Raw genomic sequence first — 25,467 nt, forward strand, 5'->3', positions numbered from 1 at the left:
TGCTTTTATCACGACTTCTGGTACATTAAGCTTTAAGACATCCTTATCAACCACGGCGTTTCCCCTCCCATGAACATCCTTCACGGAACCTGGATTCCGCAAGCAGGCGAGGACTTTGTCCAGAGTGGCGCATTTTACCTCTGGGTGGAAACGACTGAGCGCAAACGGTTTCGTGGAGTCACACAGCGGCATCCCCGGCAGCTCGTTGCAGCGGAACTGATGGAAACGCTGATGGGCGAACTGGGGATTCGTCCCGTGACTTACAAACCAGAGGATGCCGTTTCCCAGCAGTATTTCCTGCTCCCCAGTGACGATCGGCAACCATTGCCCTCCCTAGAACTTTCTCGCTATTTAGAGGAGGAAGTCCCAGAATCCTTTGAACTACAATACTGGCAGGTGGACTGTTACCAAACCCTGGCTGAGGTGAAAACGGGCAGTTACGGCTCTGGGCGAGTGAACAATGTCATTTATTTGCTGAATGAGCTGCACTTTATTGCGTTACATAACTTAGCAGATATTCAGTTGGGGTCAGACTTACTGTTCTGGTATCACTACACGCAAGCCCTGAAGCGAATTATCTGGAAGGAGCACTATATTCCTGCTCTGAAATATCGGGAGATTGCCCCCGCGGATCGCACTGCCCCTGAACCACAGCCCCGTGCCAATGGTAAAACTAGCTCCAATGGTAAGACTAGCTCCAATGGCAAAACGGCTGCAAAACGATCGCCTGCCTCAAGCTCCAAATCAGCGGCTAAAAGACGATCGAGTGCCAGAAAAACCGATCCTGCCCGGACAATCAAAGCCACCGCTTTAAATTCCAGTCGTCCCGAAATTTACCCTGGATGGGAATACATTGGGGAAGAGTATGCAACCCTGATCGAGCAGTACGTTGAGTATATGCCGTTGATTTGCGTCGCTGGATTTGCTGAACCGCCAGAGACACCCCAATTTCACGATCGAGCGACGTTAATCCGCCACTTTTCCGAATGTTTGCTGGATGATATTGTCACCCATACTTATACCACTCAGGCCTTTGCCAAACTCATTGATGGTTCACTGATTGAACGCTGTCTGCAACCCCGAAAAGCCGCTAGTATTCATCTGGAACAGTACACCCAATGGCAAGCCTGGCGCGATCGAATTGTCCGAACTCAGACGGATCTGCCGTTTCACCTGTGCTTTCAACTGCAAGATCCTGCGAAACCCGAAGATACCTGGGAGCTTCAGTTTCAGGTTGCCCCCAAAAATGATCCATCCCTGCGGGTGTCGCTGTTGGATTACTGGCGGATGCGACCGCAGCAGCAGGCCAAGCTGGTCAAACAATTGGGGCAAGACTTTGAACAGCATTTGTTAATGAACCTGGGCTATGCCGCCCGGATCTATCCCGATCTCTGGCGGGGGTTAGAAACGGATCAGCCCGTGGGGATTTTTCTGAGCCTGGATGCTGCCTTTGCCTTTCTCAAAGAGTCGGCCTGGGTACTGGAAAACGCGGGCTACAAGGTGATTGTTCCGGCATGGTGGACTCCCCAGGGACGGCAGCGGGCTAAGGTGAAGCTGAAGGCGAAGGGCAAGTCGCTCACGGGCGGTGAAGATAAGGCTAAGTCTTACTTTTCCTTTGATCAGTTGGTGGAATACCAGTATGAACTGGCGATCGGCGGTGAACAGGTTAGCGAACAGGAATGGCAACAACTGGTACAGGTCAAAACACCCCTGGTGAGGTTCCGGGGCCAGTGGATGGAACTGGATCAGGATAAAATGCGGCAGATGCTGGAATTCTGGAAAACCCAACATCAGGAAAACCCCGAACTGAGCCTGCTGGACTTTCTGAAGCTCTCTGCCAAAAACGATGAGGATGTGGAACTGGAGGTCGATCGCCACGATGCGCTGTCCGGCATGTTATCCACTCTGAACGACAAGAGCCAGCTAGAACCCGTCGAAAATCCTAAACTGCTCCAGGGCAATTTGCGGGAGTACCAGAAGCGGGGAGTGTCGTGGTTGCATTACCTGGAGCGATTGGGACTGAACGGTTGCCTGGCGGACGACATGGGCCTGGGCAAAACGGTACAGGTGATTGCTCGACTGGCTCAGGAGCGGGAACTGGCGGAGGAAAACGGCCAAAAGCGGATTCCGCCCACCCTTTTAATTGCCCCAACTTCGGTGGTGGGAAACTGGTATCACGAAATTCAGAAATTCGCGCCGCACCTACAGGCAGTGGTGCATCATGGCAGTCAGCGATCGAAGGATGCCAAGGAATTTAAGCAGATTTGCCGACAGCACGATATTTTGATCACATCCTTTACCCTGACCCGGCGGGATGAAAAATTGTTGGGTGGAGTCAAATGGCACCGGATTGTCCTGGATGAGGCGCAGAACATTAAAAACCCCAAGGCCAATTTAACTAAGTCGATCCTGAAACTGTCTGCCCCCCATCGCTTAGCGTTGACGGGAACCCCGATCGAAAATCGTTTGCTGGATCTATGGTCAATTTTTAACTTCCTGAATCCCGGTTATCTGGGCAATCAAACCCAATTCCGGCGCAACTTTGAACTCCCGATTCAGAAAGACAATGATCCACGCCAATCGGTAACGCTGAAGAAGCTGGTTGAACCCTTCATTCTGCGGCGGGTGAAAACCGATCAGTCCATCATCAAAGACCTGCCCGATAAGGTGGAGCAGAAACTGTACTGTAACCTGACGAAGGAGCAAGCTTCCCTGTACGAGGCGATCGTCAAAGATGCAGAGGAGCAGCTACAAACCCTGGAGGGAATTCACCGCAAGGGCTTAATTCTGGCAACGCTGACCAAGCTCAAGCAGGTTTGCAATCATCCCATGCAGTTTCTCCAGGATGGCAGTGAGTTTACCGCTGAGCGATCGCACAAGTTGAGCCGATTAACGGAAATGATCGAAGAGGTGATGCAGGAAGGGGAAAGCCTGCTGGTGTTTACCCAATTTACCGAAATTGGCGAAGCTCTGGAGAAATATTTGCGTCAGACTTTTCATAGCAATACCTATTATCTCCACGGCGGTACCACTCGCAAAAAGCGGGAGCAGATGATCAGTGAATTTCAAGATCCCGAAACGGAGCCGTCAATCTTTGTCCTGTCCCTAAAGGCTGGTGGGGTTGGTATTACCCTGACCAAAGCCAATCATGTTTTTCACTTCGATCGCTGGTGGAATCCCTCTGTGGAGGATCAGGCGACCGATCGCGCTTTTCGGATTGGCCAGAAGAAGAATGTATTTGTCCACAAATTTGTTGCGATGGGAACGCTGGAGGAACGAATTGATGAAATGATTGAGGATAAGAAAAAACTGGCAGGGGCGATCGTGGGGGCGGATGAGTCCTGGCTAACGGAATTAGATAATGATGCGTTTAGGAAGCTGATTGCATTGAATAAGAGTGCGATTTTGGAATAGGTGGTGGGACTGGGCGGGCAAGACTTCGGCTTGAGCTCAGTCGAAACGCTGCCCACCCCACAAGAGGGGAAATGAGGAGATTGGGCGGGTAAGATGTCCACCCCACAAGAGGGAAGTTGAGGAGTTTGGGCGGGTAAGATGTCCACCCCACAAGAGGGGAAATGAAGAGATTGGGCGGGCAAGATGCCCACCCCACAAGAGGAGAGAACAGTTAGTTTTGGTAATTGGGAGCAGGGAATGTCTAAGTTTAGTCGAACCTGGTGGGGACAAAAATTTATTACGGCAGTGGAGCAAGTGACCGATACGGGGCGGTTAAGTCGGGGGCGTTCCTATGCCAGTGGCGGGAAGATTAAAACCTTCATGATTGAGGACAGTACGGTGTTGGCCCATGTGCGGGGATCGGTGAATCCCTATTTTGGGGTGTATGAGGAACCGTTGTACACCACCGTGATTGAGTTCCAGCCGATTAGTGCGGCAAAGTGGGCGGCGGCCATTGCGGTCATTGCCTCTAAAGCCAGTCTCATTTCCAGACTCCTGCTGAACGAAATTCCAGAAAACATTGAAGATGCGATCGCGCCTTTACACTTAACCCTGCTGCCCCACAGTAAAAAGGACTTTAATACGGAATGCAGTTGCCCTGATTGGAGTAATCCCTGTAAACATATTGCCGGAGTCTTTTATCGATTGGCAACGGAACTGGATCAAGACCCCTTTTTGCTGTTTGAGTTGCGCGGTCTATCACGGGATAAACTGCTTCAGGAGTTGGCTAAATCGCCATTGGGACAGGCTTTGGCGGCGGAAATGCAGCTAGAACAGCGTTCCCCCCAAACGACCTCGACCTATTACACTCAACCCGAAACCACTCCAGCAGCGGTCACGAACCTGCGCGATTTCTGGCATGGCACAAAGCGACTCCCCCAAGCGATCGAGCCGTTACCAGAGGCCGTCGTGCCGGGAATTCCGATCAAGAAGCAGGGGGATTTTCCAGCTTTCTGGGATCGGGATAATTCGTTTATTGAAGCGATGGAAACCCTCTATGAGCAGGTACGAACTAAAAATCGGAATGTGCTGTGATCAGGATGTGCTGCGATCGCTAACGGCAGCAGAGATGCCTGCGCTACGAACATGCATCAAAATCTCCACACATCCAGCCATCATTGCAAAGAATTGTTTCTAAACTTAACGTTTCAACCTTAGGATGGAAGACAGACAGGGTTGGGATAGGAGACGCTATAGATGTCCTGGTGAGCTGAAAGCTGTGAACCGTCATCTTTTGCGCCTTTTGCGCCTTGCGTTCCTGTTTGCAGTTGCACTGATGCTTGCAGTTGGCTGGGACTTTTGGATGAACCAGCCCCATCAGCAGCAAACGGGTGCAACGGAACTCGAAACTACCGAACTTAATCGCACCATTTCCCTGTCCCCTGATTCTGCAAGCGATCGCCTGCTGATCTACGGCGACACCAACCGGGATGGCGTAATCACTTCAGAAGATGTAGAAGGACGAGACACCTGGTCTTGGACAACGGGCGGTTTGCTGCTGGCGAATGTGGATGATGATGACTGGAAAGGATATCCTGACTGGCAGGATCAGGTTGTCAACGGCTCTCAGGATGCGGAAGATCTGGCAAGGGTTAAGGTGAATTTGCCGGAGGAGATGCAGCGAAATGGGAACCAAGTCTTCATCAAGGTTGAAGGAGCAGCCCGGAGTTTTGTCCACATTTTTCAGCTTTTGCCAGATGCGATCGCCTTGATTGATGTCATCCATCCAACGTCACTGGTTCATCTAGCGGATGTACTGGAATTGGGAATTGAAGCCAAGCATTTTGCCCATCAAAACTGGGATGGGTTTGTCGATATTCGTGTCATCGTGCGAGATACCGCAGGCACAGAGGTTGCAACCGACCAGACTCGGCTGCGGGTCGCCCCCTGGGTGATGCTGCCCAATTCTGCCTCCACCACGGATGTCTACGTCAGTGCGGGAGCCTACGAAAACGAAACGATGCGCACCCAACTCCAGGAACAGCTTCAGCACCTGGGAGCCACCCTTCACGAATACACAACCGACTGGTGGGAAGAAATGTGGATGCAGGACACGATGGAGATTGGCTATCAGGAAATTCCGGGACATCCCAGAATGCATGTCGTGTTACGGGCCAACCGAGATGCCGATCGCTATCCACCAACCCTCCTGGCTCCAGGAATGGGCTATATCACCGTTGGAGAATCCCGCGATTTAGCCGAAGGAGATCATCTGGTGGACTGGCTGGGGAACCTGGAAGTGTCCCATCCCGTGCCTGAGTTTCCGTTGGGACGCATCTATTACGGCAGAAATGGCGCAACGGGCGTTGAGTTGCAGTCTGAGATCGTCAGATTTCTGGAGATGCAGCAGGTGCAATCGCCTGTTTGGGTGGATACCTCCTGGCTGGCGATTAAGCACGTCGATGAGATTTTTAATTTTGTACCAGGGCCGAACGGGGAAGCGTACTTGCTCATCAACAATGCAGCAATGGGAATTGAACAAGTTGAAAATTTAGACGCACTGGGAGCCGGAAATCTCGACATTGGCTATCCACCTTTTCCCGTCAGTGAAGCTCTGAATTACATAGAAATCAATCAGCAAATTCAGCAGGAACGCCTTGATCCCATTCTAGAGAAAGCCAAACAGGACTTTCATTTGACGGGCGATCGGATTATTCAATTGCCACTGTTGTACAGTGATGTACGGGAAGCGTACGGCCTGTGGTCTAATTCGGTCAACTCGATTTATGTGAATGGCACAGTGATTGCGGGTGATCCCCTGGCTCCTCCGATCGAGGGTCAGGATTCCATTCAGCGAACCATTCAACAACAGTTTGATACCGTTCAGATTCCGGTGCAGTTTGTGGATGATTGGTCGTACCAGGAAAATAAGGGAAACGTTCATTGTGCAACTAATACGAGGAAGGAACCTGTTGTTGCCGATGTCTGGCAAAATATCCCAGCTGGGTGATTGTCGAAAGTGAAAAACGTCGGGATGCCGACCTCAAAGGGATCAAAAAACGAGTGCAGCAAGCCGAGCAACGCCAGCAACAGCAACTCAACCAACTGATGCAGCAGGAGTTTGCCTGTGAGGCGGATGCCCTCAGTGCCATCGAGAAATTCCAAAAGAGCTTGCGCTACCATCGTCTCAGCTCGGTCAATGTTGAGCACAGAGCCCATCACGGCAAACGGGGGCATCCCAAGCAAGGGAGTTCACCCCAATCGTACAGCTATCACATTGACGCGACGTTGATCCCTGACACCGAGGTCATTGAGGAACACCAGCGCATTACTGGACGGTTCATCCTGGCAACCACTGTGCTCAAGTGTAAGGAACTCGATGCCCTCCCAGACGAGTCCCTCACCGCGCTAGAGGGAAAACCGCTCACCGCAGTCGAGGTGTTAAGCGAATACAAGCAGCAACAGTCCAGCGAACGCGGGTTTCGCTTCCTCAAAGACCCGCTGTTCTTCACCTCCCGGGTCTTTCTCAAATCCTCTCGGCGCATTATGGCATTGGCTATGGTGATGGCGTTGTCTCTGTTAGTCTATACCCTGGCTCAACGTCAACTCCGGCAAGCCTTAGGTGCCGCCAAAACCACCATCCTCAATCAACCGGGAAAGCTCACCGATAAGCCGACCATGCGATGGGTCTTTCAGTGTTTTCAAGCCGTTCATCTCGTCACGGTAGCCGGTCGCCAACAGATTAGTAATCTCACAACCCAACGTCAAAAGATTCTGCAATTGTTAGGAGCAGCCTGTCGTCACTACTATCTCTTGGAATAATGAGGAAAATACATAGCATCGAAGGTAGACATGCGGAATGTGGGCTGGATTGCCCGACGGGATGAAATTACCCAGTTTTGGCGATCGACTTTGGGGTAAGTTTCTTATCTTCTATCGGTTTTCGCTGCCAATCTCCAGCAGTAATTGCTCGATCTCTTGTGCACTCTGAGCTAGATCTAAATCATGGTAAGTTTGCATACTTGCTTCCAAGAACTGCTCTGCTGAAGTGCTCGACCCTGCTATTCCTTTGCTGGCATATTTGAGAAAGATTTCTCCTAGCAGTTTGAGGGCAGAGGCTTGTAACTTGCGTCGATTAAAATCCTGAAAGGTTTGTAGGGACTGACGGACCATTGCTTCAGCTCGATCGAGGTTTTCCAGGGCAGGAACTTCTAAATAAGCGCGGGCAATATCCAGGGCTTCTTCTGCTTGGTTGATGGTTTGCCCTAATTGGGTGAGTTGGGTGAGTCCAGTTGGGTAGGTTTGCTCAAATTGGGTGAGGTATTCTGGCGCAGTAGCATTGTCCTCAGGTAGGTGACGTAGGTATTCAGCAGCAAGCAGGGCAAGGGAGATGTGATCATAAGCCAGATTTTTGGAGTAGCGACCTGCAGTATCCAGTTGGAAGGCGTGCTGTAAGTGCTGGTCTGCCTGGTGAAGCAGGTTGAATGCTTCGTCGTTGGAGCAGGTTTTTGCCCACTGGAGTTGGGTGTTACCGAGTTGTCTCAATCGTCGGGCAGCACTTGCTTTGTGATCTAGCAATTGATGACGCTCAAAGCTCTTTTGATAATATTCAACTGCGGTGGGATAGTCTTTCAATGCTCGATAACAACTTGCTAACCAGGAGAGTTGATTTGCGGCATCCTGCTGTAAGTCAAAAGCTTCGTAGCGATCGTAACTTTGTTGGTAATAGTCGATCGCCTCTTGGTATTTGCTCCAGGATTGGTAAATGCGTCCTAGTTGGTGGTAGGTAACTGCAATTGAAGCAGGATTATCCAAAGTTTGACAAATTTTAAGACACTGTTGTTGTGCCTCCAATGCCTGTTCGTACTTGCCCCACTCTCGATAGCAACTTGCTATCCAAGCCCACAGGTTTGCAGCATCACTATCCTTCCCCAGTTGCTGATAAAGCTCACAACTTTGTTGGTAGTAGTCGATCGCCTCTGGGTATTTACCCCAGGACTGATAGATGCGTCCTAGCTGGTAGTAAGCGTTTGCAATTAAAGCAGGATCATCCAGAGTTTGACGAATCTCAAGACACTGCTGTTGGCACTCCAATGCCTGCTCATACTTGCCCCACTCTCGATAGCAACCTGCTACCCAATACCAGAGGCTAGTAACATTGATATCTTTGCCAAGCTGTAGATTGATGTCACGGCTTTTTTGATGATAATCGATCGCCTCTGGGTACTTGCCCCAGGCTTGATAGATGCGTCCTAGCTGGTAGTAGGTAACTGCAATTGAAGCAGGGTTATCCAAAGTTTGACGAATCTCAAGACACTGCTGTTGGCACTCCAATGCCTGCTCATACTTGCCCCAATCTCGATAGCAATCTGCTATCCAATACCAGAGGTTTGCAACATCCTTATCCTTCCCCAGTTGTTGATAAAGGACACGGCTTTGCTGATGATGGTCGATCGCCTCTGGGTACTTGCCCCAGGCTTGATAGATGCGTCCTAGCTGGTAGTAGGTAACTGCAATTGAAGCAGGGTTATCCAAAGTTTGACGAATCTCAAGACACTGCTGTTGGCACTCCAATGCCTGCTCATACTTGCCCCAATCTCGATAGCAATCCGCTATCCAATACCACTGATTTGCAACATTGATATCTTTGCCAAGCTGTAGATTGATGTCACGACTTTGTTGATGATAGTCGATCGCCTCTTGATATTTGCCCCAGGACTGATAAATGCGTCCTAGCTGGTAGTAGGTAACTGCAATCAAAACAGGATCATCTAAAGTTTGGCGAATCTCAAGACACTGCTGTTGACACTCTAATGCCTGCTCATACTTACCCCACTCTCGATAGCAATCTGCTATCCAATACCAGAGGTTTGCAACATCCTTATCCTTCCCCAGTTGTTGATAAAGGACACGGCTTTGCTGATGATGGTCGATCGCCTCTGGGTACTTGCCCCAGGCTTGATAGATGCGTCCTAGCTGGTGATAGGTAACTGCAATTGAAGCAGGGTCATCTAAAGTTTGATGAATCTCAAGACACTGCTGTTGGCACTCCAATGCCTGCTCATACTTGCCCCACTCTCGATAGCAATTTGCCAAGTTGCTCCATTGATTAACAACATTACTATCTTTTCCCAGTCGTTGATAAAGGACACGACTTTGTTGATGATGGCCGATTGCCTCTGGGTACTTGCCCCAGGCTTGATAGATGCATCCTAGCTGGTAGTAGGTAACTGCAATTGAAGCAGGGTCATCTAAAGTTTGACAAATTTCAAGACACTGCTGTTGGCACTCCAATGCCTGCTCATACTTACCCCACTCTCGATAGCAATTTGCCAAGTTGCTCCATTGATTAACAACATTACTATCTTTTCCCAGTCGTTGATAAAGGACACGACTTTGTTGATGATAGTCGATTGCCTCTGGGTACTTACCCCAGGATTGATAGATGCGTCCTAGCTGGTGGTAGGTAACTGCAATTGAAGCAGGATTATCCAAAGTTTGACGAATCTCAAGACACTGTTGTTGGCACTCCAATGCCTGTTCATACTTACCCCACTCTCGATAGCAATCTGCTATCCAATACCACTGGTTTGCAACATCCTTATCCTTACCCAGTTGTTGATAAAGGACACGACTCTGTTGATGATAGTCGATCGCCTCTGGGTACTTGCCCCAGGCTTGATAGATGCATCCTAGCTGGTGATAGGTAACTGCAATTGAAGCAGGGTCATCTAAAGTTTGACGAATTTCAAGACACTGCTGTTGACACGCCAATGCCTGCTCATACTTGCCCCACTCTCGATAGCAATCCGCTATCCAATACCACTGATTTGCAACCTTAGCTTCCTTACCCAGTTGCTGATAAAGCTCACGACTTTGTTGGTAACAGTCGATCGCTTCTTTGTACTTGCTCCAGCTCTGATAACTTCTGCCAATATTCCAAAAGATATTAGCTTCTGCTTTTTGATCCTTTGCTTGCTGGATAATTGCTAATGCGTGCTGAAAACATTCCAAAGATGGCTCATACTGTTGATACGATCGGTAACATACTCCCCAACTACGCCACAAAATCCAGGATTGCAGCTTTTCTGAACATTCCTGATAGTATTGCAATCCTTGCTCGTAATTTTTCTGTTTCTCATGGGCAATGGCAATTACCCACTCAACATAACCCTCCAGTTCACAACTGACCTGCTGGAGGAGGGGTTCTAACCGAGTAATGACGCAATCGTAGTTATCTGCTCGCAAGTAAGACAACCCAGTCATAAATGCCACCTGTGGGCGTTCTACACTGAGATTCGAATCTTCCAGCGATCGTTCCAGGGCAGAGGACATCTCCTCACCCAATTCAGCAACTAAACGGCGAATTTCGTTAAACAAAGCAGGTGTTAATCGATCAGAAATTTGAATCACTTGATCAGTTAATGCTGCCCCTGCCTCACCAGAAGCTACATACAGCATTGCTGCCCACGCTCGGTTGCGTTGTTCTTGCGAGAGAGACTCATCTTCAGCCACCTGCTGTAACTGCTCCAACACCTGATGATTAAACGCCTCAACCCCTCGCAATAGACGCAACAATTGTTGAGTTGGCCCATCCTCATAGCCTGTATCCAATCCAACGTAGGTCAGCACCAGTTTCTCTACCTGCTGCCGACAAAACCTATGGGAAACATTGACCTCTGCTAAAACCTGCCCTACAAACAGCAAATCCTGCCAGATCGCATCTGATTTCTGTACCTCGTCCTCTGACTGCGAATACCACACCAGCACTGGGTTTGCCGCCGAGACATTTTGCAACTGAATCTCGTGACCGATAATACTGGGTTGATAGGTGGCTAAATTACTAAACAACCGCTCCACCAACCGATTGACTCGCTTCCGATCCCGGCTCAAGTATCCCAACGCCAACAAAATGGGTTCATTCCATCGGGCCTGATTACGATAGGGGCTAATGATCTGCAAAATGTCATCGATCTCGTTATCGGCAATGTGCCGGGCTGCAAAATACTCCTCAAACGTGAGATGCATAAACCCATAAGTCGCTGGGGCGCGCTCCACAAATAGCCCCGTTGTTTCCCGTACCTTTCGCAAAAACTGCCGTACTAGTTCCAGAGCCGCAGCCTCATCCACCCCATGTAGCTCTACCATTTTGGGCGTTAACCATGCTTCAACCTGCGCTTGCTCCACCAGTCCAGAAGGTTTCTCTTCATGCATCCGAAACGCCAGAGGAGCCAGCAGCGCGGTGACTTCCTCCTCCACTATTACGAATTTCCGTTTCTGGGTCCGTAGGGAATATTGCGCCCCGACTGCCAATCTTCAATCAGCGTCTTCGCTGCCAGGTCGTATAACTCCACCCGCCGCTGGGGTAATTTAGTTCCATTGCGATGAATCAACGCCAGAATTGTTAATAGCAGCGGATTTGTCGCAAAGCGTTTGACTCCCGGTTGGGTAGCGATCGCCTGCACAATCCCCTGGGCTTCTCGTTCCGCATCTCGCTGCTGCAAACTACGATCCGCCTCAGGACGCTGTGCCACCTCGATCGCCAAACACCAGCGTTGCAAAAATCGCTCGATCTGAGCATCTCCCATCGGCGTAATCGTCAACTCCCGAAACCGACTGCCCAAAGCCGCTTCCTGGTAGCCAGCGATCCGACTGGTAATCACAAATTTGTTGGTAGGGTAGGCATTGACTAACTGATTAATCTGTTGCACAACCTGTACCCGGTTGGCTTGGTCAAATACCTCATCTAAGCCATCCAGCAGTATCAGGCAGTTCCCTGTCGCCATTTTGGTTAACAGTAAATTGGCGATCGCTGCACCCTTCGACGATTCACCACTCTGCTGTTCCCACTGGCGATAAAACTGTTTTAGATATTCCACCAGGCTCAAGTCTGGCTGTTTAACCAGCCGTTCAGCATAGTCAGCAATCCGAAACAAAATCGGTAGACGAGTTCGCCCTAACCCTTCTTGCTTACCGCCCAAAACTTCTGGAGCATTGTCTCGATTGGCGATAGCAAAATGCCGGGCTAAATACCGAAGCAGCGTGGTTTTACCTGCCCCTGGATCACCTAAGATCACGATATATTCATGCTTTTGGACTGCCTCTGCCAAATCCACCGTTTTCGTAACATGCTGACGGCTCACAGTCTCCAGACTCATTTCCAGGATTGGCTCATCCCCTGGCTCACTCGCTAGCGCATCGGGTTCTTCCAACTGACTGACACTCATACGTCCACGTCGAAGGCGCATCCCCCCATCTACAACCCTTTCCTGAACGGACTGGCTTCGTTCTTCAACTGATTCTGCCTGCAACGATACATAGATCTGATCCAGAAAAATATCTACCTGGCGGTTCACCTGCATAACTCCACCCATCTTCAGGTAAGAGTTTTCAGCAATCATCCACTCCAGGTAAGGGTAGAACAACGGATTCAGCGGTGGGCGGGTTTGGAACGTTAACACCTTACCGCGCCAGTCCCAAAAATCAGGCGCACGGCTGCGAAATTCATCCAGAAAACTAGTCCTATTCAGCCAAAAGATCAGCACCAGCTTCCGTTTAGCAATCACCTCCCGTCCTCGATTCAGTTGATCCATTTCCCGAACCAGGCGATCGGTTGGTAACTGATCCAACCCGTAGATCATGATCAATCTTCGTCCCAACTCGGCTGCTGTTTCCTCTGGCTCTGAGCTATAAAGAAATTCGTAGAAGGCACGATCGCTGTAATGAAACGGCTCAAGTCGAAAGGGTTCTGAGAGCGTTTTCACCCTTTGCTTAAACCGTTGCACGATAGGATGCTCTGGCCCAGGTTCAGGCACGATTGCAAAAACTGTGACTGTGCCCTCACTCAACTCCAGGGTGTGGATTAACCGGATCAGTTCTTCCTCATCTTGTTGACTTAGCTGAGTTAAAGGTTCAATCGTGCCAGGATTCATAGCCAGAGTCCTATGTTGCTGATGAATTTGCAGCTTGCCAGCGTTCTAAATCTTCAAACAGGATTGGGTTTACATCAAACCAACGTCCCAGGTGGGGGTCTTCGTACCCCAATATCAACTTATATTGCAGTAGCTCGTCAAAAATGACCACCTTGCCGTTTGCACCCTCATGGGTAGCACTGGTTGGTTGGCCCGTTCGATGCACCGTTTGCAAAACTGGAAAGTGATAGTCCCGAATGCTATAAATTTTCCGCTCTTCCCGAACTGCTGCCCTGGCAATGTCTAGAGAAATGGTCGCTAACTTTTGGGCCAATGCAATTTCACAAGCCGTTCGTGCCAGCCGAATGAGTTCTCGCATCACACCACCACTTTTCTCACAAAGCAAGGTTAAGGCTTCTGGTTGAAATAGGGTTTGGTAAGAGTCACCTAACTTCGCCAATCGTTTCTGAACCACGCTCTGCAACACATGCCGCCCCACTTTATCGGGCTGGGTTGTTGGGCAACCTTGTTCATTACACTTAAACACGGGTGGATTGTCCAAGTCCAGACATTTATCAAAAATCTCCAGTGCGGCCTTGCCCTCGGTGGAATATCGAAAGGCGATCGGAATCGAGTAGATAATGTGACAATTTAACTCAGTTAATAACGGGCTGCAAAACATTTCTTTGGCTGTACCTTGATCGCGGCGATCTAGTCCATCCACAATCACTAAGAGTTTTTGCTGCTTTTCTGCCTCAGCCGCCTCAATGATGGCATTGACTCTACTAATAATCTCAGTCAACGCGGGACGAATGTTCAAAGTTTTGGTGGTATCTCGTTGCAACCCCACGCTCAAGGCAATTCCTGCATCCTGAAAAAACTTTGGTAGCCCAATTTGACCGCTCCGAGAGCCTTGATCCTGGTAAATCACCGTCTTCAAGCTTTCCAACAAGTCCTGTTGCAGGTTTTCAGGTAGCCTCCAGCCCGCTTGAGTGACTGTCTCAAAAATTTTTAACCCAATCAAAACGATCACTTCAGCATAGCCAACGTTGTAGCGATCTAATGCGGTATCTGCATCCACCCAGATAACGGTATAGTCTACTTCAAACCGTTGTTGTAGCTTACGTAGCTCCGTTGTTTTACCACCCCCTCGATGTCCTGCCAGGAGAAATTTCTCAGGTACATCACTCAGTTCCAGGGAACTAACGAGACTTCTGACTGGACTGCCATCTCGTTCTACATAAAAATTTCTCAATTCCTCAGGCTTGCTCAGTGGTTCATCCGGTTTAAATAACTGATAAACAGGCCGCCAAAACCGGATATCACTCATAGGAATAGGTCATTTTCAGATAACACTCAGGATAAGAGAAGGCTGAACTAGCAGCTAGAACTCTTTGCAAAATGCAATCCGTTCCACTGATGACGGAAGTTAAGCTGTTCCTGTAAGAAAAAGGCAAATTGCAGTAAAGCTGCCTCACTGTGGGTTTACCCACCAACTGAAGACCGATCGGATCGATCGCCCGAAGCTGGTGTAGTTCTGTCATCCTTTTCTGTCTCCACGGTTGATTACTCATTATGCTCAATCTTGCCATCCGAAAAATGTTGGACAGAGAGCAAACGGCGATCGCTAAGTTGTGTAAATACCGAGGTAGAACTGTTGTTCAAAACAGATTAGGGGAACTATAGAGTTGCCCATTCGCCGTTCCTGATATGAGTTCACAGCCTCCTCGGAACCAGTGTTCACAACCGCCAAAGCCGCACACTGCGCCAGAATCCCATGCCACCAGGAGATTACATCTTCGGGCTGCGCTGGTTGTTCCGTTTACTTTACAGATTTTTGTGGCGGTTGGGTTGGTGGGTTATCTTTCTTTCAAGAATGGGCAAGAGGCTGTCAATCATCTCAATGATCAACTGCAAAGTCAGGTGCAGTCTCGGATCAGGCAACGGTTGGACACCTATCTCTCGGTTCCTTCCCAGGTGAATCAGATGAACCTGGAGGCTGTGCAGCTCGGACAGTTGGATGCCCAAGAGCATAGCAATACCAGTCGCTTTTCTGGCGGCAGATGCAAATATTCGACAATCTGAGCTACATCAACATCGGCACGGAAGCAGGCGATTTTTTGGGGATTGGTCGTGAAGATGATGGTGATTTATACCTGGAGTTGCTCCAGGCGAATGATAACCGATTGACACGGTATGAGTTAGATCCCCAGGGAAACCCCACCCAGGCGATCGAGGGTGCAGAGTATCCCTTTCAGGCGGATTTTTGGTACGCCAATGCGGTAGCAGCAGGACGGCCAGTTTGGAGTTCCATCTATCAGTGGGTCGATCGCCCAGATGTTATTTCAATTTCCTGTAGCTATCCTATTTTGGACTCCAATCATCGCCTGGTGGGGGTAATTGGCATTGATTTTTTGCTTTCCCAGATCAGTATTTTCCTGCAAGAACTCAAGATTAGTGAATCTGGCAAAATTTTTATTATTGAAAGAAATGGGCAGATTGTGGCCAGTTCCAGCTCTGAAAGATCTTACGTTGAGGTCAATGGTCAGGCTCAACGCTTAAATGCCCTCCAAAGCCAGGATCATTTGATTCAAGCTACAGCTCGCCATTTAGAAAAGCAGTTTGGCGGAATGGAGCGGATTCACCACCGTCAACAGTTCACCTTCAAAGATGAGAATGGCGATCGGCTTTTGACCTGGGTTGAGCCTTGGCAAGATGAACTGGGGCTGGATTGGTTGGTGGTTGCCACCGTACCGGAGTCTGACTTTATGGGACAAATTAATGACAACACCCGCAATACCGTTTTGCTCTGCCTGTTTGCCCTGACAGGATCAATTCTGCTGGGAATTTATAACTCGCGCTGGGTTGTGCGTCCGGTGTTAAAGCTCAATCATGCTGCCAATCAAATCGCCGTTGGTCAGCTTGATCAACATATTGATTTAGATGAACCCATTCAAATTATTGAAATCAGCAATTTGGCAAACACATTTAACAGTATGTCCAGCCAGCTCAAATCAGCCTTTGATTCCCTGGAAGCGCAGAAGAATGCTTTTGCTCGCTTTTTTCCACCAGAGTATTTGTTGTTTCTAAATAAGCAAGGGATTACTGATATTGAATTGGGCGATCACATCAGCAAAGAAATGGCCATCATGTTCTCTGATATTCGATCGTTTACCACTCTGTCGGAAAAGATGTCGCCCAAAGAAAATTTTGATTTTGTCAATGCCTATCTGCAAAGCGTTTCTCCCGAAATTCATTCTCACAATGGCTTTGTAGTGAAGTTTTTGGGGGATGGCATGATGGCGATTTTTCCCGATAGTGTGGATGATGCGGTTGCGGCCGGAATCGCTAAATTCAAGCAGGTGCAAATGTTCAATCAGTCCCGCCAAAGTAACGGACTATCACCGATTGCGATCGGCATGGGCATTCACGTGGGGTACATGATGGTGGGCATGGTGGGTGAACACAACCGAATTCAAGGGGATGCCTTTTCAGATCATGTGAATTTGACGGCTCGGTTAGAGGGATTAACCAAGTATTATGGCGTTTCGCTCCTGATTTCTGAGGATGGGTGGACGCGATTAAGCCATCCAGAACAGTACAAAATTCGCTTTCTAGACCGGGCGATCGTTAAGGGACGGAATGAACCGATCGGAGTCTATGAAATTCTGGATGCAGAAGTAGAAGCGGTGCAAACCCTCAAACTCCTGACTCAACCTAAATTTGAGCAAGGTATCCAGCATTATCAAGCGGGAGATTTAGCAGGGGCAAAGGCTTATTTTGAACAGGTGCTTCAGGTGAACGCTGCCGACAAAACGGCAAAATTGTACCTGGAACGAATTGAACTATTAGCCGAGCGAGGCATTCCTGCCCATTGGGATGGCATATGGGCCTTTAGCGAAAAATAGATTTAAGACTTACGCATTTGAAACCTGAAACCTTGATCCCCCCTAGCCCCCCTTGAAAAGGGGGGAACTCCGGAAGCCCCCTTTTTAAGGGGGTTGGGGGGATCTGGCTGCGTAAGTCCTGAGATTAATCCTATTCCTGCTCCACCCGCAGTTCGTACAAATTCCAGAAGGCTCCACCCAACGCCGTGAACTGAATGCCCTCCACCCGATCGCGCACCGCATTCAGGGAAAGGGGATTGACCAGGTGAATAAATGGTAACTGTTCCTGCACAATTTGCTGGAAGCGACCGTAAATTTCCTTGCGTCTTTCCTCATCCAGTTCCTGTACCCCCTCCGTAAAGAGGCGATCGATTTCCCGTTCCCAGTCCGTCACTTCCCAACCGACGATCGGTGGTTCTCCTGGAACGGGCCCCTGGTTAAACTGGTGCAACGACCCCTGACTCGACCAGATGTTGTAGCCACTGTGGGGTTCCAGTCCGCCGCCGCCAAATCCGCCGACATAGCATTCCCAATCGCGGGCCTGGAGTTTTTGAATCACGGAATTGAAGCTGAGGGTTTGCACATCCACCCGGATTCCGATCGCCTCCAGATCCTGCCGTGTCTGAGTGGCAACTCGTACCCGCGCCACATCTTCCGATCGCACCAGCAGCGTAAACCGCACCGGATTCCCATCCCAATCCTGCAAACGGCCCAGGGCATCGTACTCGAACCCAGCCGACTCTAGAAGCTGTCTGGCGCGATCGGGGTCGTACTCATACACGGGCAATCCCCTTTCCGGCGGCAGGTAGAAGGGGTTCTGGCTATCCAGGGGCGAGTTTTGCAGTTCCCCTAAGCCCTGGTAAATCGTGTCTCGCATCCGTTCCCGGTTGAGGGCATGGGCAACCGCCTGACGGAATTCCAGCGTATTGAACCAGCGAGATTTGATTGGATCAACAAAGGGACGACCAGCCTCCGTTGAGGCTTTGTTGAGATTAAAGCCAATAAACCGGGAACCGGACTGCGGCCCACCGTTGTAGATCGTGTAATTTCCTTGATTTTCTGACAGTTTCAGGAGTTGAAACTGTTCTGGCTCCACCGAGATTTCGTCTAAATCGCCCGATCGAAAGCTGATTAATTGAGAATCCGCCGAACTAATAATCTGTAGAATAATCCGCTCAATATAGGGCTGGGGATTGCCCTGTTCATCTTCCCGCCAGTAGTAAGGATTGCGCACCATGACCACCCGCTGTCCGGGGGTATAGCTTTCCATGCGGTATAGCCCATTACCCACTACTGACTGAGGATCGGCATCCGTCCCCCAGGTGGTTAAAAATCTCAGATTGCCATTGGGATCTCTCGTTTCGATCGTTTCCCGCAGAATGTGGGCCGGCAGGATTGGAATGCCGCCGCTATAGCGCAGGAAGGGGGCGAAGGGTTCCGGAGTCGTGAATTCCACCCGGCGATCGTCAATTTGACGCACCGAAGGAAAACTGCCCGTATCCCCAATCCGCAAAATATCTCGCGTTCCAGTGGGGATATCTTCATTTAAGTAAACATCCTGGAAGGTAAACACCACATCCTCTGCCGTCAGCGGTTCCCCATCCGACCATTGCAGCCCTTCCCGCAGGGTAAAGACAATGCGCTGGCTATCGGGGGAAATTTCCCAGGATTCAGCCAGGGCGGGTTCCAGATCACCCGTGATGCCATTGGTGGTAAGCAGTCCGGTATAAAGCAACCCCAGGACAGCGTTGGTATAGAGGGACGTGTTGAGCGGATAGTTAAATGTAGAGGGATCGCTTTGGGTTGCCGTCACCAGTTGGGGCACCTGGGCTGCCTGAGTTCTAAATTGGGATGGATTACAGCCGCCCAGCCCGATCGCCAGCATCCCGATCCAGACCAGACCGAGAACGGCTGCCCGCGATCGTCGGCTCAAACCTGAAACCTGGAAAAGTTGAGATAAGAAACCCATCATCCCCTTGTCCTCACTCAATCGTTCCTGCCTGAAACACTTTGCCGATCACCTCTTCGATCGGCGGATCGGTCACAGTCAGATCAACCACCTCGAAATCCGTCAGTAACCGTGACAGGGTTTGCGTCAGCTTCTCCTGTGGCACGATAAACCGCGCCATTCTCCCCTCTACCTTACCAAGTTCACCATAGGATTGCAGCACCGCAGGCGATCGCACCTCCGCCAGTTCAACGGTGACCTCTCGACAGGGGGCGAATCGTTCCAATAGCCCATCCAGGCTGCCATCGTAAATCAGTTGTCCGGCAAAGATCAGCAGTACCCGTTTGCACAAAGCCGTGATATCCGCCATGTAGTGACTGGTGAGCAGCACCGTCGCCTGATACCGCTGATTATATTCCCGCAAAAATTCCCGCACACTCACCTGAGCATTGACATCCAGCCCCAGGGTTGGTTCGTCTAAAAACAACACCTGGGGACGGTGGATCAGAGCCGCCAGCAGTTCTGCCTTCATGCGCTCTCCCAAAGACAGCTTCCGCACCGGCTGATTCAACTTATCCTGAAGCGCCAGCATCTCACTCAGTTCCCCCACCCGCTGCCGCAGTTCTCGATCGTCAATCCCGTAGACCGCGCCATTAATCCGCAGGGAATCCAGGGTCGGCAAATCCCAGATCAACTGCTGCTTTTGCCCCATTACCAGGGTAATGTTCTGCAAAAACTTCTCTTCCCGGCGAAACGGATTGTGGCCTGCTACGGTAACGCGCCCTGTCGAGGGATGAATTAATCCTGTCAACATTTTCAGCGTGGTGGTTTTGCCTGCCCCATTCGCCCCAAAAATCCCACCACCTCTCCCGCTTCAATTTGAAACGACACCGACTGCACCGCCGGAACCGATCGATAGGTTCGCCGAAAGAAGTGGGCCAGCGTTCCCCGCAGTCCAGGATCCTTCACCGCAACGGGATACACCTTCGTTAAATTCTCAACGGAGATCATCTGCATCAATCCCATATCCTCCTCATCCCCGTTTGCATCGCATCCCCGATCCTCAACTTGCTTAATCCCTCACCTCTATTTTTGCTCAGGATGCTTCGTCTCGGGGGCACCCTGACCCAGTTGATTGATCAGCCGAATCATTTCGTACAGCCGTCCATGATCCCGCTGATTAAAGTGCATCACTAACCGGGGTAAATGGGACGCTTCCCCACCAAATTCTTCGGGTAGAGCTTTCGTTTGCTCAATCCGCCCAGACAGCAGCAGATCACTAAAGTTTTGATTCAAGGACTCGACATCTTCATCCCTCAGCTCCGAGTTAAGGCGCAGTACCAGCAGTTCCCCCACATAGCGGCTGGAGTGAAAGACCCGATAGAAGCTGGCGATCGCCTCACAGGCCACATCCACACGATCGGTGATGGTGTATAAATGCAAGTCATCTGGGCTAATCAGTCCGGATTCCATCAAATTCTTGCGCAGATGGGCATCCCAGTTGTACCAGTAGTCTCCGCCCGGTTTATCAATCAGCACCAGGGGTAAGAGATCAGACTTCCCGGTTTGCATCAGGGTCAGGCATTCAAACGCTTCATCCTGAGTCCCAAAACCGCCAGGGAACAGAACCAGCGCATCGGTTTCCTTAAGAAAAAAGAGTTTGCGGGTGAAAAAATATTTGAAGTTAATCAGCTTAGAATCGCCTTCAATGAACGGGTTTGAGCCTTGCTCAAAGGGAAGCTGAATGTTCAGTCCAAAGGATTTTTCAATACCGGCTCCCTCGTTCCCCGCCTGCATGATGCCCGGGCCACCTCCAGTCATGACCATGAAGCCCATTTCCGTCACCGCACGGGCAAAGTCCACCGTCAGTTGATAATTTGGATCTCCCGGTGGAATGCGGGCAGAGCCAAAAATCGTTACTTTCCGCACATGGCGATAGGGGTAAAACACCCGAAAGGCCCGCTCCATATCCTGGATCGAAGCATTCAAGATTTTCCAATCCAGGCGATCGGCTTCAACCTCAGCCATCCGAATCAGTGTCGTCAGAGCTTGTTGAATCAGACTGCCGTGCTTCATTTTTGGCAGTTGACTGAGCAGTTCGCAAACTTCTAGTTGCAGGGCTTCCAAACTGGAAGAGGAGGAAGAGGAATTCATGCGCTTATCCGAACGGGCGGCATTCTATTCTACCGAGATTTGAGGGGCATCTGGCGAAGAACCCAGGAACAAAATACCCCAGCTTGAGATGCCAGGGCATTTAGCTCGATTGCCATTGAAGCTGCATGAAGTGGAAGCCGAAAAGAGACAGAGCGGCTTAGATATGCTTCTCTAGCGTACTGGCTAGCGTTGTTTTCGGAACTGCCCCAACAACCATATCTACCCGCTGCCCTTCCTTGAAGATCATGAGGGTAGGAATGCTGCGGATACCATAGCGGCTGGCAACGTTGGGATTCTCGTCTGTATTGACCTTGACGACTTTTACCTGCCCATCATACTGCTCGGCAATTTCGTCAACGACAGGGGCAACCATCCGGCAGGGACCACACCAGGGAGCCCAAAAATCGACAAGAACGGGAATATTGCTTTCAAGGACTTCTTGATCAAACGTTGAATCTGTAACTTGTGCGGCTGCTGACATGCCTCAAACCCTTGCCTATATTATTTGACAAAATCTTACCATAGCGAAAACCGATGTCTCAGGCCATAACCTCGACACAATCAGACACAATTCCTTTTTCTACTCCATACGGTATAGAATTTTCAAGAAATTTAAGATTTATCGGCGATCGCAAGTTGGAATCAACAGTCTTAGGGTAACTCTGTAAGGCTATTGCCGTATGGCTCTTAGACGATCGAATGGCTGGTAAAACTCTACTCGTGGTGTTCAATTAGCAAGCTGACGCTATGGATGGAAGTTCAGCGTTAAAAGCGGGCAGTGGAGGGTATTTAAATGACTAGAAATCACCAGAAATCACCAGGATTTCACAAGTGCGGTCAATTGGGTGACTGATAATTTTGCGATCGCAATGAATGATTCCCAACAGCTTGAAATTGCTGTATTCAAGTTTATTTAAAAGGGAACCGCCTGAGCAAAAAGCCCAGGCGGAGTGTGGTGTGAGGAGTGAACGGAAACATGCGTCTCCGCTATTCTCTATTGTAAGCGACAGTTATGATTTTTCACGTAACATTCCAGACAGAATGCCGCTACATAAAAGGACACAAAGTAGCTGTTACAAAATTCTGTCGCTGGTTAGATATTTTGTAACGAAGATATTTTGTCAGAGATGCCGCAGCCTATTTGCCCATGCCTAGTTGTTGAGCCTTCTGGTAAACTTTACCCTCGGTCAGCAAAGAGGGAGCAATTACCACTTCCACCTGCTGCATTTCCCGAATATTTTTGGCCCCCAGCGTGCCCATACTCGTTTGCAGTGCGCCCAGCAAGTTATGAGTCCCATCATCTAACTGAGCGGGACCCCGCAGAATTTGTTCCAGGGTTCCCGTCGTTCCTACCCGGATCCGGGTTCCCCTCGGCAAAACCGGACTGGGGGTTGCCATGCCCCAATGGTAGCCCCGTCCCGGAGCTTCGGCTGCCCGGGCAAATGGAGAACCGATCATCACTCCATCGGCACCGCAGGCAATACATTTACAGATGTCACCCCCTGTAATTAACCCACCATCGGCAATCACAGGCACATAGGTTCCTGTTTCACGGTAAAAGTCGTCCCGCGCCCCCGCACAGTCGGCCACTGCCGTTGCCTGGGGAACGCCAACGCCCAATACCCCCCGCGAGGTGCAAGCCGCCCCTGGGCCAATGCCAACCAGAATCGCCGCCGCTCCGGCTTTCATCAAATTTAGAGCCACTTCATAGGTGACACAGTTCCCTAAAATCACCGGGATCGGCATGTCCTGGCAGAACTGAGCCAGATCGAGCGGTGTAATGGCTTCAGGCGATAGGTGAGCCGTAGAAACAACAGTGGCTTGAATAAAGAACAAATCTGCGCCTGCCCTGGCAACGGTTTCACCATACTTAGCTGCTCCTGCTGGGGTAGCACTCACCGCCGCAATGCCACCCTGTTGCTTAATCTCTTGAATCCGCCGTTCAATCAACTCTGGCTTAATCGGTTCTGAGTAGAGTTGCTGCATCAACGGCACAAATTCAGTCTTGTCCACTGAAGCAATGCGATCGAGAATGGGGTTGGGATCATCGTAACGAGTTTGGATCCCTTCCAGGTTCAAAACCCCCAATGCTCCTAAAGCCGACAGTTGGACTGCCATTTTGACATCCACCACGCCATCCATCGCACTGGCAATGATGGGAATGTCTCGCTCCACTCCCCCAATCGACCAGCGCGTATCTGCCAACGAAGGATCAAGCGTTCGCTGTCCGGGCACTAACGCAATCTCATCAAACCCATAGGCCCGACGGGCCGTTTTGCCCTTGCCAATTTGAATATCCACTGTCTTCCTTCCTAGGACTCAATAAAGCTAGACTATCAAATCTAGAGGAGAAGGTGATTTCAGTCCAGAGGAAGAGGGTGGATGGATGTGCTACCTCAGTTATTTTCGTTTGGCAATTTTCATTTGCCTACCACTCCCTCAAAGCCACCTCAACGCCTTGGCGGAGATCTTGATCTAACTCAGGCTGCTCCAGTAAAGACTGCAAACGCTTGAGGGACAGGGCAGCATCCAATTGTTTCAGGGCCGCGATCGTGTGGAGGCGAACGCTGATGTTGGGGTCTGCGAGTTGTTGAATCAGCGGACTGATAGCGGTGGGCTGTCCAAGCTGTCCGAGGCTGAGGGCGATCGTTTGTTTGCTACGGAGGTCTTGCATCGCAGGAGGGTTGGATTGCAGTTGCTCCAGCAAAATTTCTGTGGCCGTTGACCGGGATGCTTCAGATTCAATTCGTCCTAACGCGGCCAGGATTTCGTGGTGCAGGGTTGAAGTCGCGGCTGGGATAGCGGCTGCGGTTTGGTGTAATTGGTGCTGGAGGGGCTGAAGCGCAGTGGGGGTGCCAATCCAACTGAGGGCGCGAACGATCTCTATCTGTAAGGGAAAAGGTGTGTGGGGTGCGTGCAACACGTCTGCCAGGGCCTCGATCGCAGCATCCGTGCCAATCCGGCTTAAGCTGACTGCGGTTTGATGACAAACATCCAGATTAAAGTCGCGCAGGTAGGGTTTGAGGTGTTCTACCAGTTCCGGTTGCTGGAATTGTTCGGCTTGAATGCCGAGTCCAAGGATGCTGGCCTTGCGAACGATCGGATTGGCATCGGATAGGGACGACAGCAGGATCGCGGAAACAGCAGGTTCATGGAAATGGCTGAGACTTTCGATCGCCGCTGCCCGCACCGTGGGATGGGCATCATGAGCAGCCCGGCATAGGGGAGCCATCACATCAGGATGACGAATTTGCGCTAAAGCCTGTACTGCCAGCAGTCGTGTCGGTTCCTGATCAAGAAGATGGGTCAGGGCGAGAATGGCCGTTGCTCCCTGCTGGGCAAGGGCAGTGGCAGCCATTTCTGCTACATCGATGTGATCCGTTGTGGCGCATAGATGACTCAAAGCATGAATTGCATCAGGATGCTTCAAGTTCCCTAAAATTCGAGCAATAAACCAGAGCAGTTCCCAATCTGCATCCGCCTCTTGCAGCAGCTCAATCAACGGATCGATCGCCGTGACCCCCAGGTTGGGGAACGTTTTGGCAACATCCCATCGAGCTTGAAAGTCACCATTTTTTAAAAGATGCAGGGCGGACTGCAATTCAAATTCCAATGTTGAACTATCCTGCAAGGGCATATTATCTAAGGCTATGCGAAGGCTACAAAGGCTACATCTGTTTCGAGGATAACAGGACTGCGGCAGTAGGAACCTCAGACCACCGTAAAAGTTGCGATCGGCAAATGTAGAAATTGCATAACAGGAATGCGAAACAAACATAAATCAGAACAAAATGTGCTCAAAGTTACGAAACACCTTCTGTTTTTTCCATAACGTAAGCATTAAAGCAAACCTATCTTTTTGAATACAAAGTTAGTCAAGAAACAGATAGATTTGCTACAAACTGTAGATATAGATCGGGGTTAGTTTAGTATCAAAATTTGCTTAGAGGATACTTCAGGATTGATTTTGAGCGTCGTGAAATAGAGTGAGGCAAACAGTGCAAAAACCTCGATCAAAGCTCTCTTGTCAGCATTTATTCTACGGTTAAATAAGGGATAAACAGGGGATGAGAATCTGATTACTCCAGGGTTTGTGGTGTGGGAACGAGGGAAGAGAGGAGATGGGTTAATCTCAGGTTTACCCCGAAGAATTATTAAACGCTTTTTGGGATGA

The 25,467-nt window shown here is 50.0% G+C and carries 15 protein-coding genes and 1 pseudogene; 6 read left to right on the forward strand and 10 right to left on the reverse strand.

Annotated features, from left to right (window positions below; translation table 11 throughout):
• The first annotated feature begins 69 nt into the window (after positions 1 to 69).
• The 4 genes from ACM1PF_RS18415 to ACM1PF_RS18430 all read left to right on the forward strand — a co-directional run bounded on the left by ACM1PF_RS18415 (position 70) and on the right by ACM1PF_RS18430 (position 7,215).
• Positions 70 to 3,414 carry a DEAD/DEAH box helicase gene (locus tag ACM1PF_RS18415; protein ID WP_416666048.1) on the forward strand — a complete coding sequence of 1,115 codons (3,345 nt, stop codon included), beginning with the start codon at positions 70 to 72 and terminating at the stop codon, positions 3,412 to 3,414.
• Between the two features lie 237 nt (positions 3,415 to 3,651).
• Positions 3,652 to 4,488 carry an SWIM zinc finger family protein gene (locus tag ACM1PF_RS18420; RefSeq protein WP_416666049.1) on the forward strand — a complete coding sequence of 279 codons (837 nt, stop codon included), beginning with the start codon at positions 3,652 to 3,654 and terminating at the stop codon, positions 4,486 to 4,488.
• A 184-nt stretch (positions 4,489 to 4,672) separates the two neighbouring features.
• On the forward strand, positions 4,673 to 6,403 hold the full coding sequence (locus tag ACM1PF_RS18425) for a protein-arginine deiminase family protein (RefSeq protein WP_416666051.1): 1,731 nt from the start codon (positions 4,673 to 4,675) through the stop codon (positions 6,401 to 6,403).
• Positions 6,400 to 7,215, forward strand: coding sequence for an IS1634 family transposase (locus ACM1PF_RS18430; RefSeq protein ID WP_416666053.1), 816 nt, complete (start codon positions 6,400 to 6,402; stop codon positions 7,213 to 7,215). Before ACM1PF_RS18425 ends, ACM1PF_RS18430 begins: the two co-directional genes overlap by 4 nt.
• A gap of 111 nt (positions 7,216 to 7,326) precedes the next feature.
• On the opposite strand, the gene ACM1PF_RS18435 is transcribed toward ACM1PF_RS18430, so the two are convergent.
• Genes ACM1PF_RS18435 through ACM1PF_RS18450 form a run of 4 tightly spaced genes read right to left on the reverse strand, consistent with a single transcriptional unit; the run spans position 7,327 to position 14,848 of the window.
• Positions 7,327 to 11,652, reverse strand: coding sequence for a tetratricopeptide repeat protein (locus tag ACM1PF_RS18435; protein WP_416666055.1), 4,326 nt, complete (start codon positions 11,650 to 11,652; stop codon positions 7,327 to 7,329).
• Positions 11,653 to 11,654: 2 nt separating this feature from the next.
• Positions 11,655 to 13,325, reverse strand: coding sequence for an NACHT domain-containing protein (locus ACM1PF_RS18440; RefSeq protein WP_416666057.1), 1,671 nt, complete (start codon positions 13,323 to 13,325; stop codon positions 11,655 to 11,657).
• Positions 13,326 to 13,335: 10 nt separating this feature from the next.
• Complete coding sequence (locus tag ACM1PF_RS18445; protein WP_416666059.1) at positions 13,336 to 14,634, reverse strand: hypothetical protein; 1,299 nt, start codon at positions 14,632 to 14,634, stop codon at positions 13,336 to 13,338.
• On the reverse strand, positions 14,627 to 14,848 hold the full coding sequence (locus tag ACM1PF_RS18450) for a hypothetical protein (RefSeq protein WP_416666061.1): 222 nt from the start codon (positions 14,846 to 14,848) through the stop codon (positions 14,627 to 14,629). Before ACM1PF_RS18450 ends, ACM1PF_RS18445 begins: the two co-directional genes overlap by 8 nt.
• A 166-nt stretch (positions 14,849 to 15,014) precedes the next feature.
• Between ACM1PF_RS18450 and ACM1PF_RS18455 the strand changes: the two genes are divergently transcribed.
• A complete protein-coding gene (locus ACM1PF_RS18455; protein ID WP_416666062.1) occupies positions 15,015 to 15,389 on the forward strand; it encodes a hypothetical protein in 375 nt (124 codons plus the stop codon).
• On the forward strand, positions 15,368 to 17,212 hold the full coding sequence (locus ACM1PF_RS18460) for an adenylate/guanylate cyclase domain-containing protein (protein ID WP_416666064.1): 1,845 nt from the start codon (positions 15,368 to 15,370) through the stop codon (positions 17,210 to 17,212). The genes ACM1PF_RS18455 and ACM1PF_RS18460 overlap by 22 nt, the downstream gene beginning before the upstream one ends.
• A gap of 130 nt (positions 17,213 to 17,342) precedes the next feature.
• Here ACM1PF_RS18460 and ACM1PF_RS18465 read toward each other — a convergent pair whose 3' ends face one another.
• The 6 genes and pseudogenes from ACM1PF_RS18465 to ACM1PF_RS18490 all read right to left on the reverse strand — a co-directional run bounded on the left by ACM1PF_RS18465 (position 17,343) and on the right by ACM1PF_RS18490 (position 24,906).
• Positions 17,343 to 19,163, reverse strand: a complete 1,821-nt coding sequence (locus ACM1PF_RS18465; RefSeq protein ID WP_416666066.1) for an ABC transporter substrate-binding protein — start codon at positions 19,161 to 19,163, stop codon at positions 17,343 to 17,345.
• A gap of 10 nt (positions 19,164 to 19,173) precedes the next feature.
• A pseudogene (locus ACM1PF_RS18470) lies at positions 19,174 to 20,156 on the reverse strand (ABC transporter ATP-binding protein).
• A 69-nt stretch (positions 20,157 to 20,225) separates the two neighbouring features.
• Entirely contained in the window at positions 20,226 to 21,293 is a 1,068-nt protein-coding gene (locus ACM1PF_RS18475) for an LOG family protein (protein WP_416666068.1), read from the reverse strand.
• A gap of 157 nt (positions 21,294 to 21,450) precedes the next feature.
• Positions 21,451 to 21,774 carry a thioredoxin gene (gene trxA / locus ACM1PF_RS18480; RefSeq protein ID WP_416666070.1) on the reverse strand — a complete coding sequence of 108 codons (324 nt, stop codon included), beginning with the start codon at positions 21,772 to 21,774 and terminating at the stop codon, positions 21,451 to 21,453.
• A 656-nt stretch (positions 21,775 to 22,430) separates the two neighbouring features.
• Complete coding sequence (locus tag ACM1PF_RS18485; RefSeq protein WP_416666072.1) at positions 22,431 to 23,594, reverse strand: GuaB3 family IMP dehydrogenase-related protein; 1,164 nt, start codon at positions 23,592 to 23,594, stop codon at positions 22,431 to 22,433.
• 127 nt (positions 23,595 to 23,721) lie between these two features.
• Positions 23,722 to 24,906 carry a HEAT repeat domain-containing protein gene (locus ACM1PF_RS18490; RefSeq protein WP_416666074.1) on the reverse strand — a complete coding sequence of 395 codons (1,185 nt, stop codon included), beginning with the start codon at positions 24,904 to 24,906 and terminating at the stop codon, positions 23,722 to 23,724.
• Positions 24,907 to 25,467: the final 561 nt, after the last annotated feature.

The organism is Egbenema bharatensis FJBBOT/2019 (assembly GCF_048077055.1).
GTDB classification, from domain to species: domain Bacteria; phylum Cyanobacteriota; class Cyanobacteriia; order Elainellales; family Elainellaceae; genus Egbenema; species Egbenema bharatensis.

What these genes read in the sequence shown, in the direction of transcription:
- ACM1PF_RS18415 (WP_416666048.1), top strand. Translation starts at nt 70, where the DNA reads ATGAACATCCTTCACGGAACCTGGATTCCGCAAGCAGGCGAGGACTTT.
- ACM1PF_RS18420 (WP_416666049.1), top strand. Translation starts at nt 3,652, where the DNA reads ATGTCTAAGTTTAGTCGAACCTGGTGGGGACAAAAATTTATTACGGCA.
- ACM1PF_RS18440 (WP_416666057.1), bottom strand. Translation starts at nt 13,325, where the DNA reads ATGAATCCTGGCACGATTGAACCTTTAACTCAGCTAAGTCAACAAGAT.
- ACM1PF_RS18445 (WP_416666059.1), bottom strand. Translation starts at nt 14,634, where the DNA reads ATGAGTGATATCCGGTTTTGGCGGCCTGTTTATCAGTTATTTAAACCG.
- ACM1PF_RS18450 (WP_416666061.1), bottom strand. Translation starts at nt 14,848, where the DNA reads ATGACAGAACTACACCAGCTTCGGGCGATCGATCCGATCGGTCTTCAG.
- ACM1PF_RS18455 (WP_416666062.1), top strand. Translation starts at nt 15,015, where the DNA reads ATGAGTTCACAGCCTCCTCGGAACCAGTGTTCACAACCGCCAAAGCCG.
- ACM1PF_RS18460 (WP_416666064.1), top strand. Translation starts at nt 15,368, where the DNA reads ATGCAAATATTCGACAATCTGAGCTACATCAACATCGGCACGGAAGCA.
- ACM1PF_RS18465 (WP_416666066.1), bottom strand. Translation starts at nt 19,163, where the DNA reads ATGATGGGTTTCTTATCTCAACTTTTCCAGGTTTCAGGTTTGAGCCGA.
- ACM1PF_RS18475 (WP_416666068.1), bottom strand. Translation starts at nt 21,293, where the DNA reads ATGAATTCCTCTTCCTCCTCTTCCAGTTTGGAAGCCCTGCAACTAGAA.
- trxA (WP_416666070.1), bottom strand. Translation starts at nt 21,774, where the DNA reads ATGTCAGCAGCCGCACAAGTTACAGATTCAACGTTTGATCAAGAAGTC.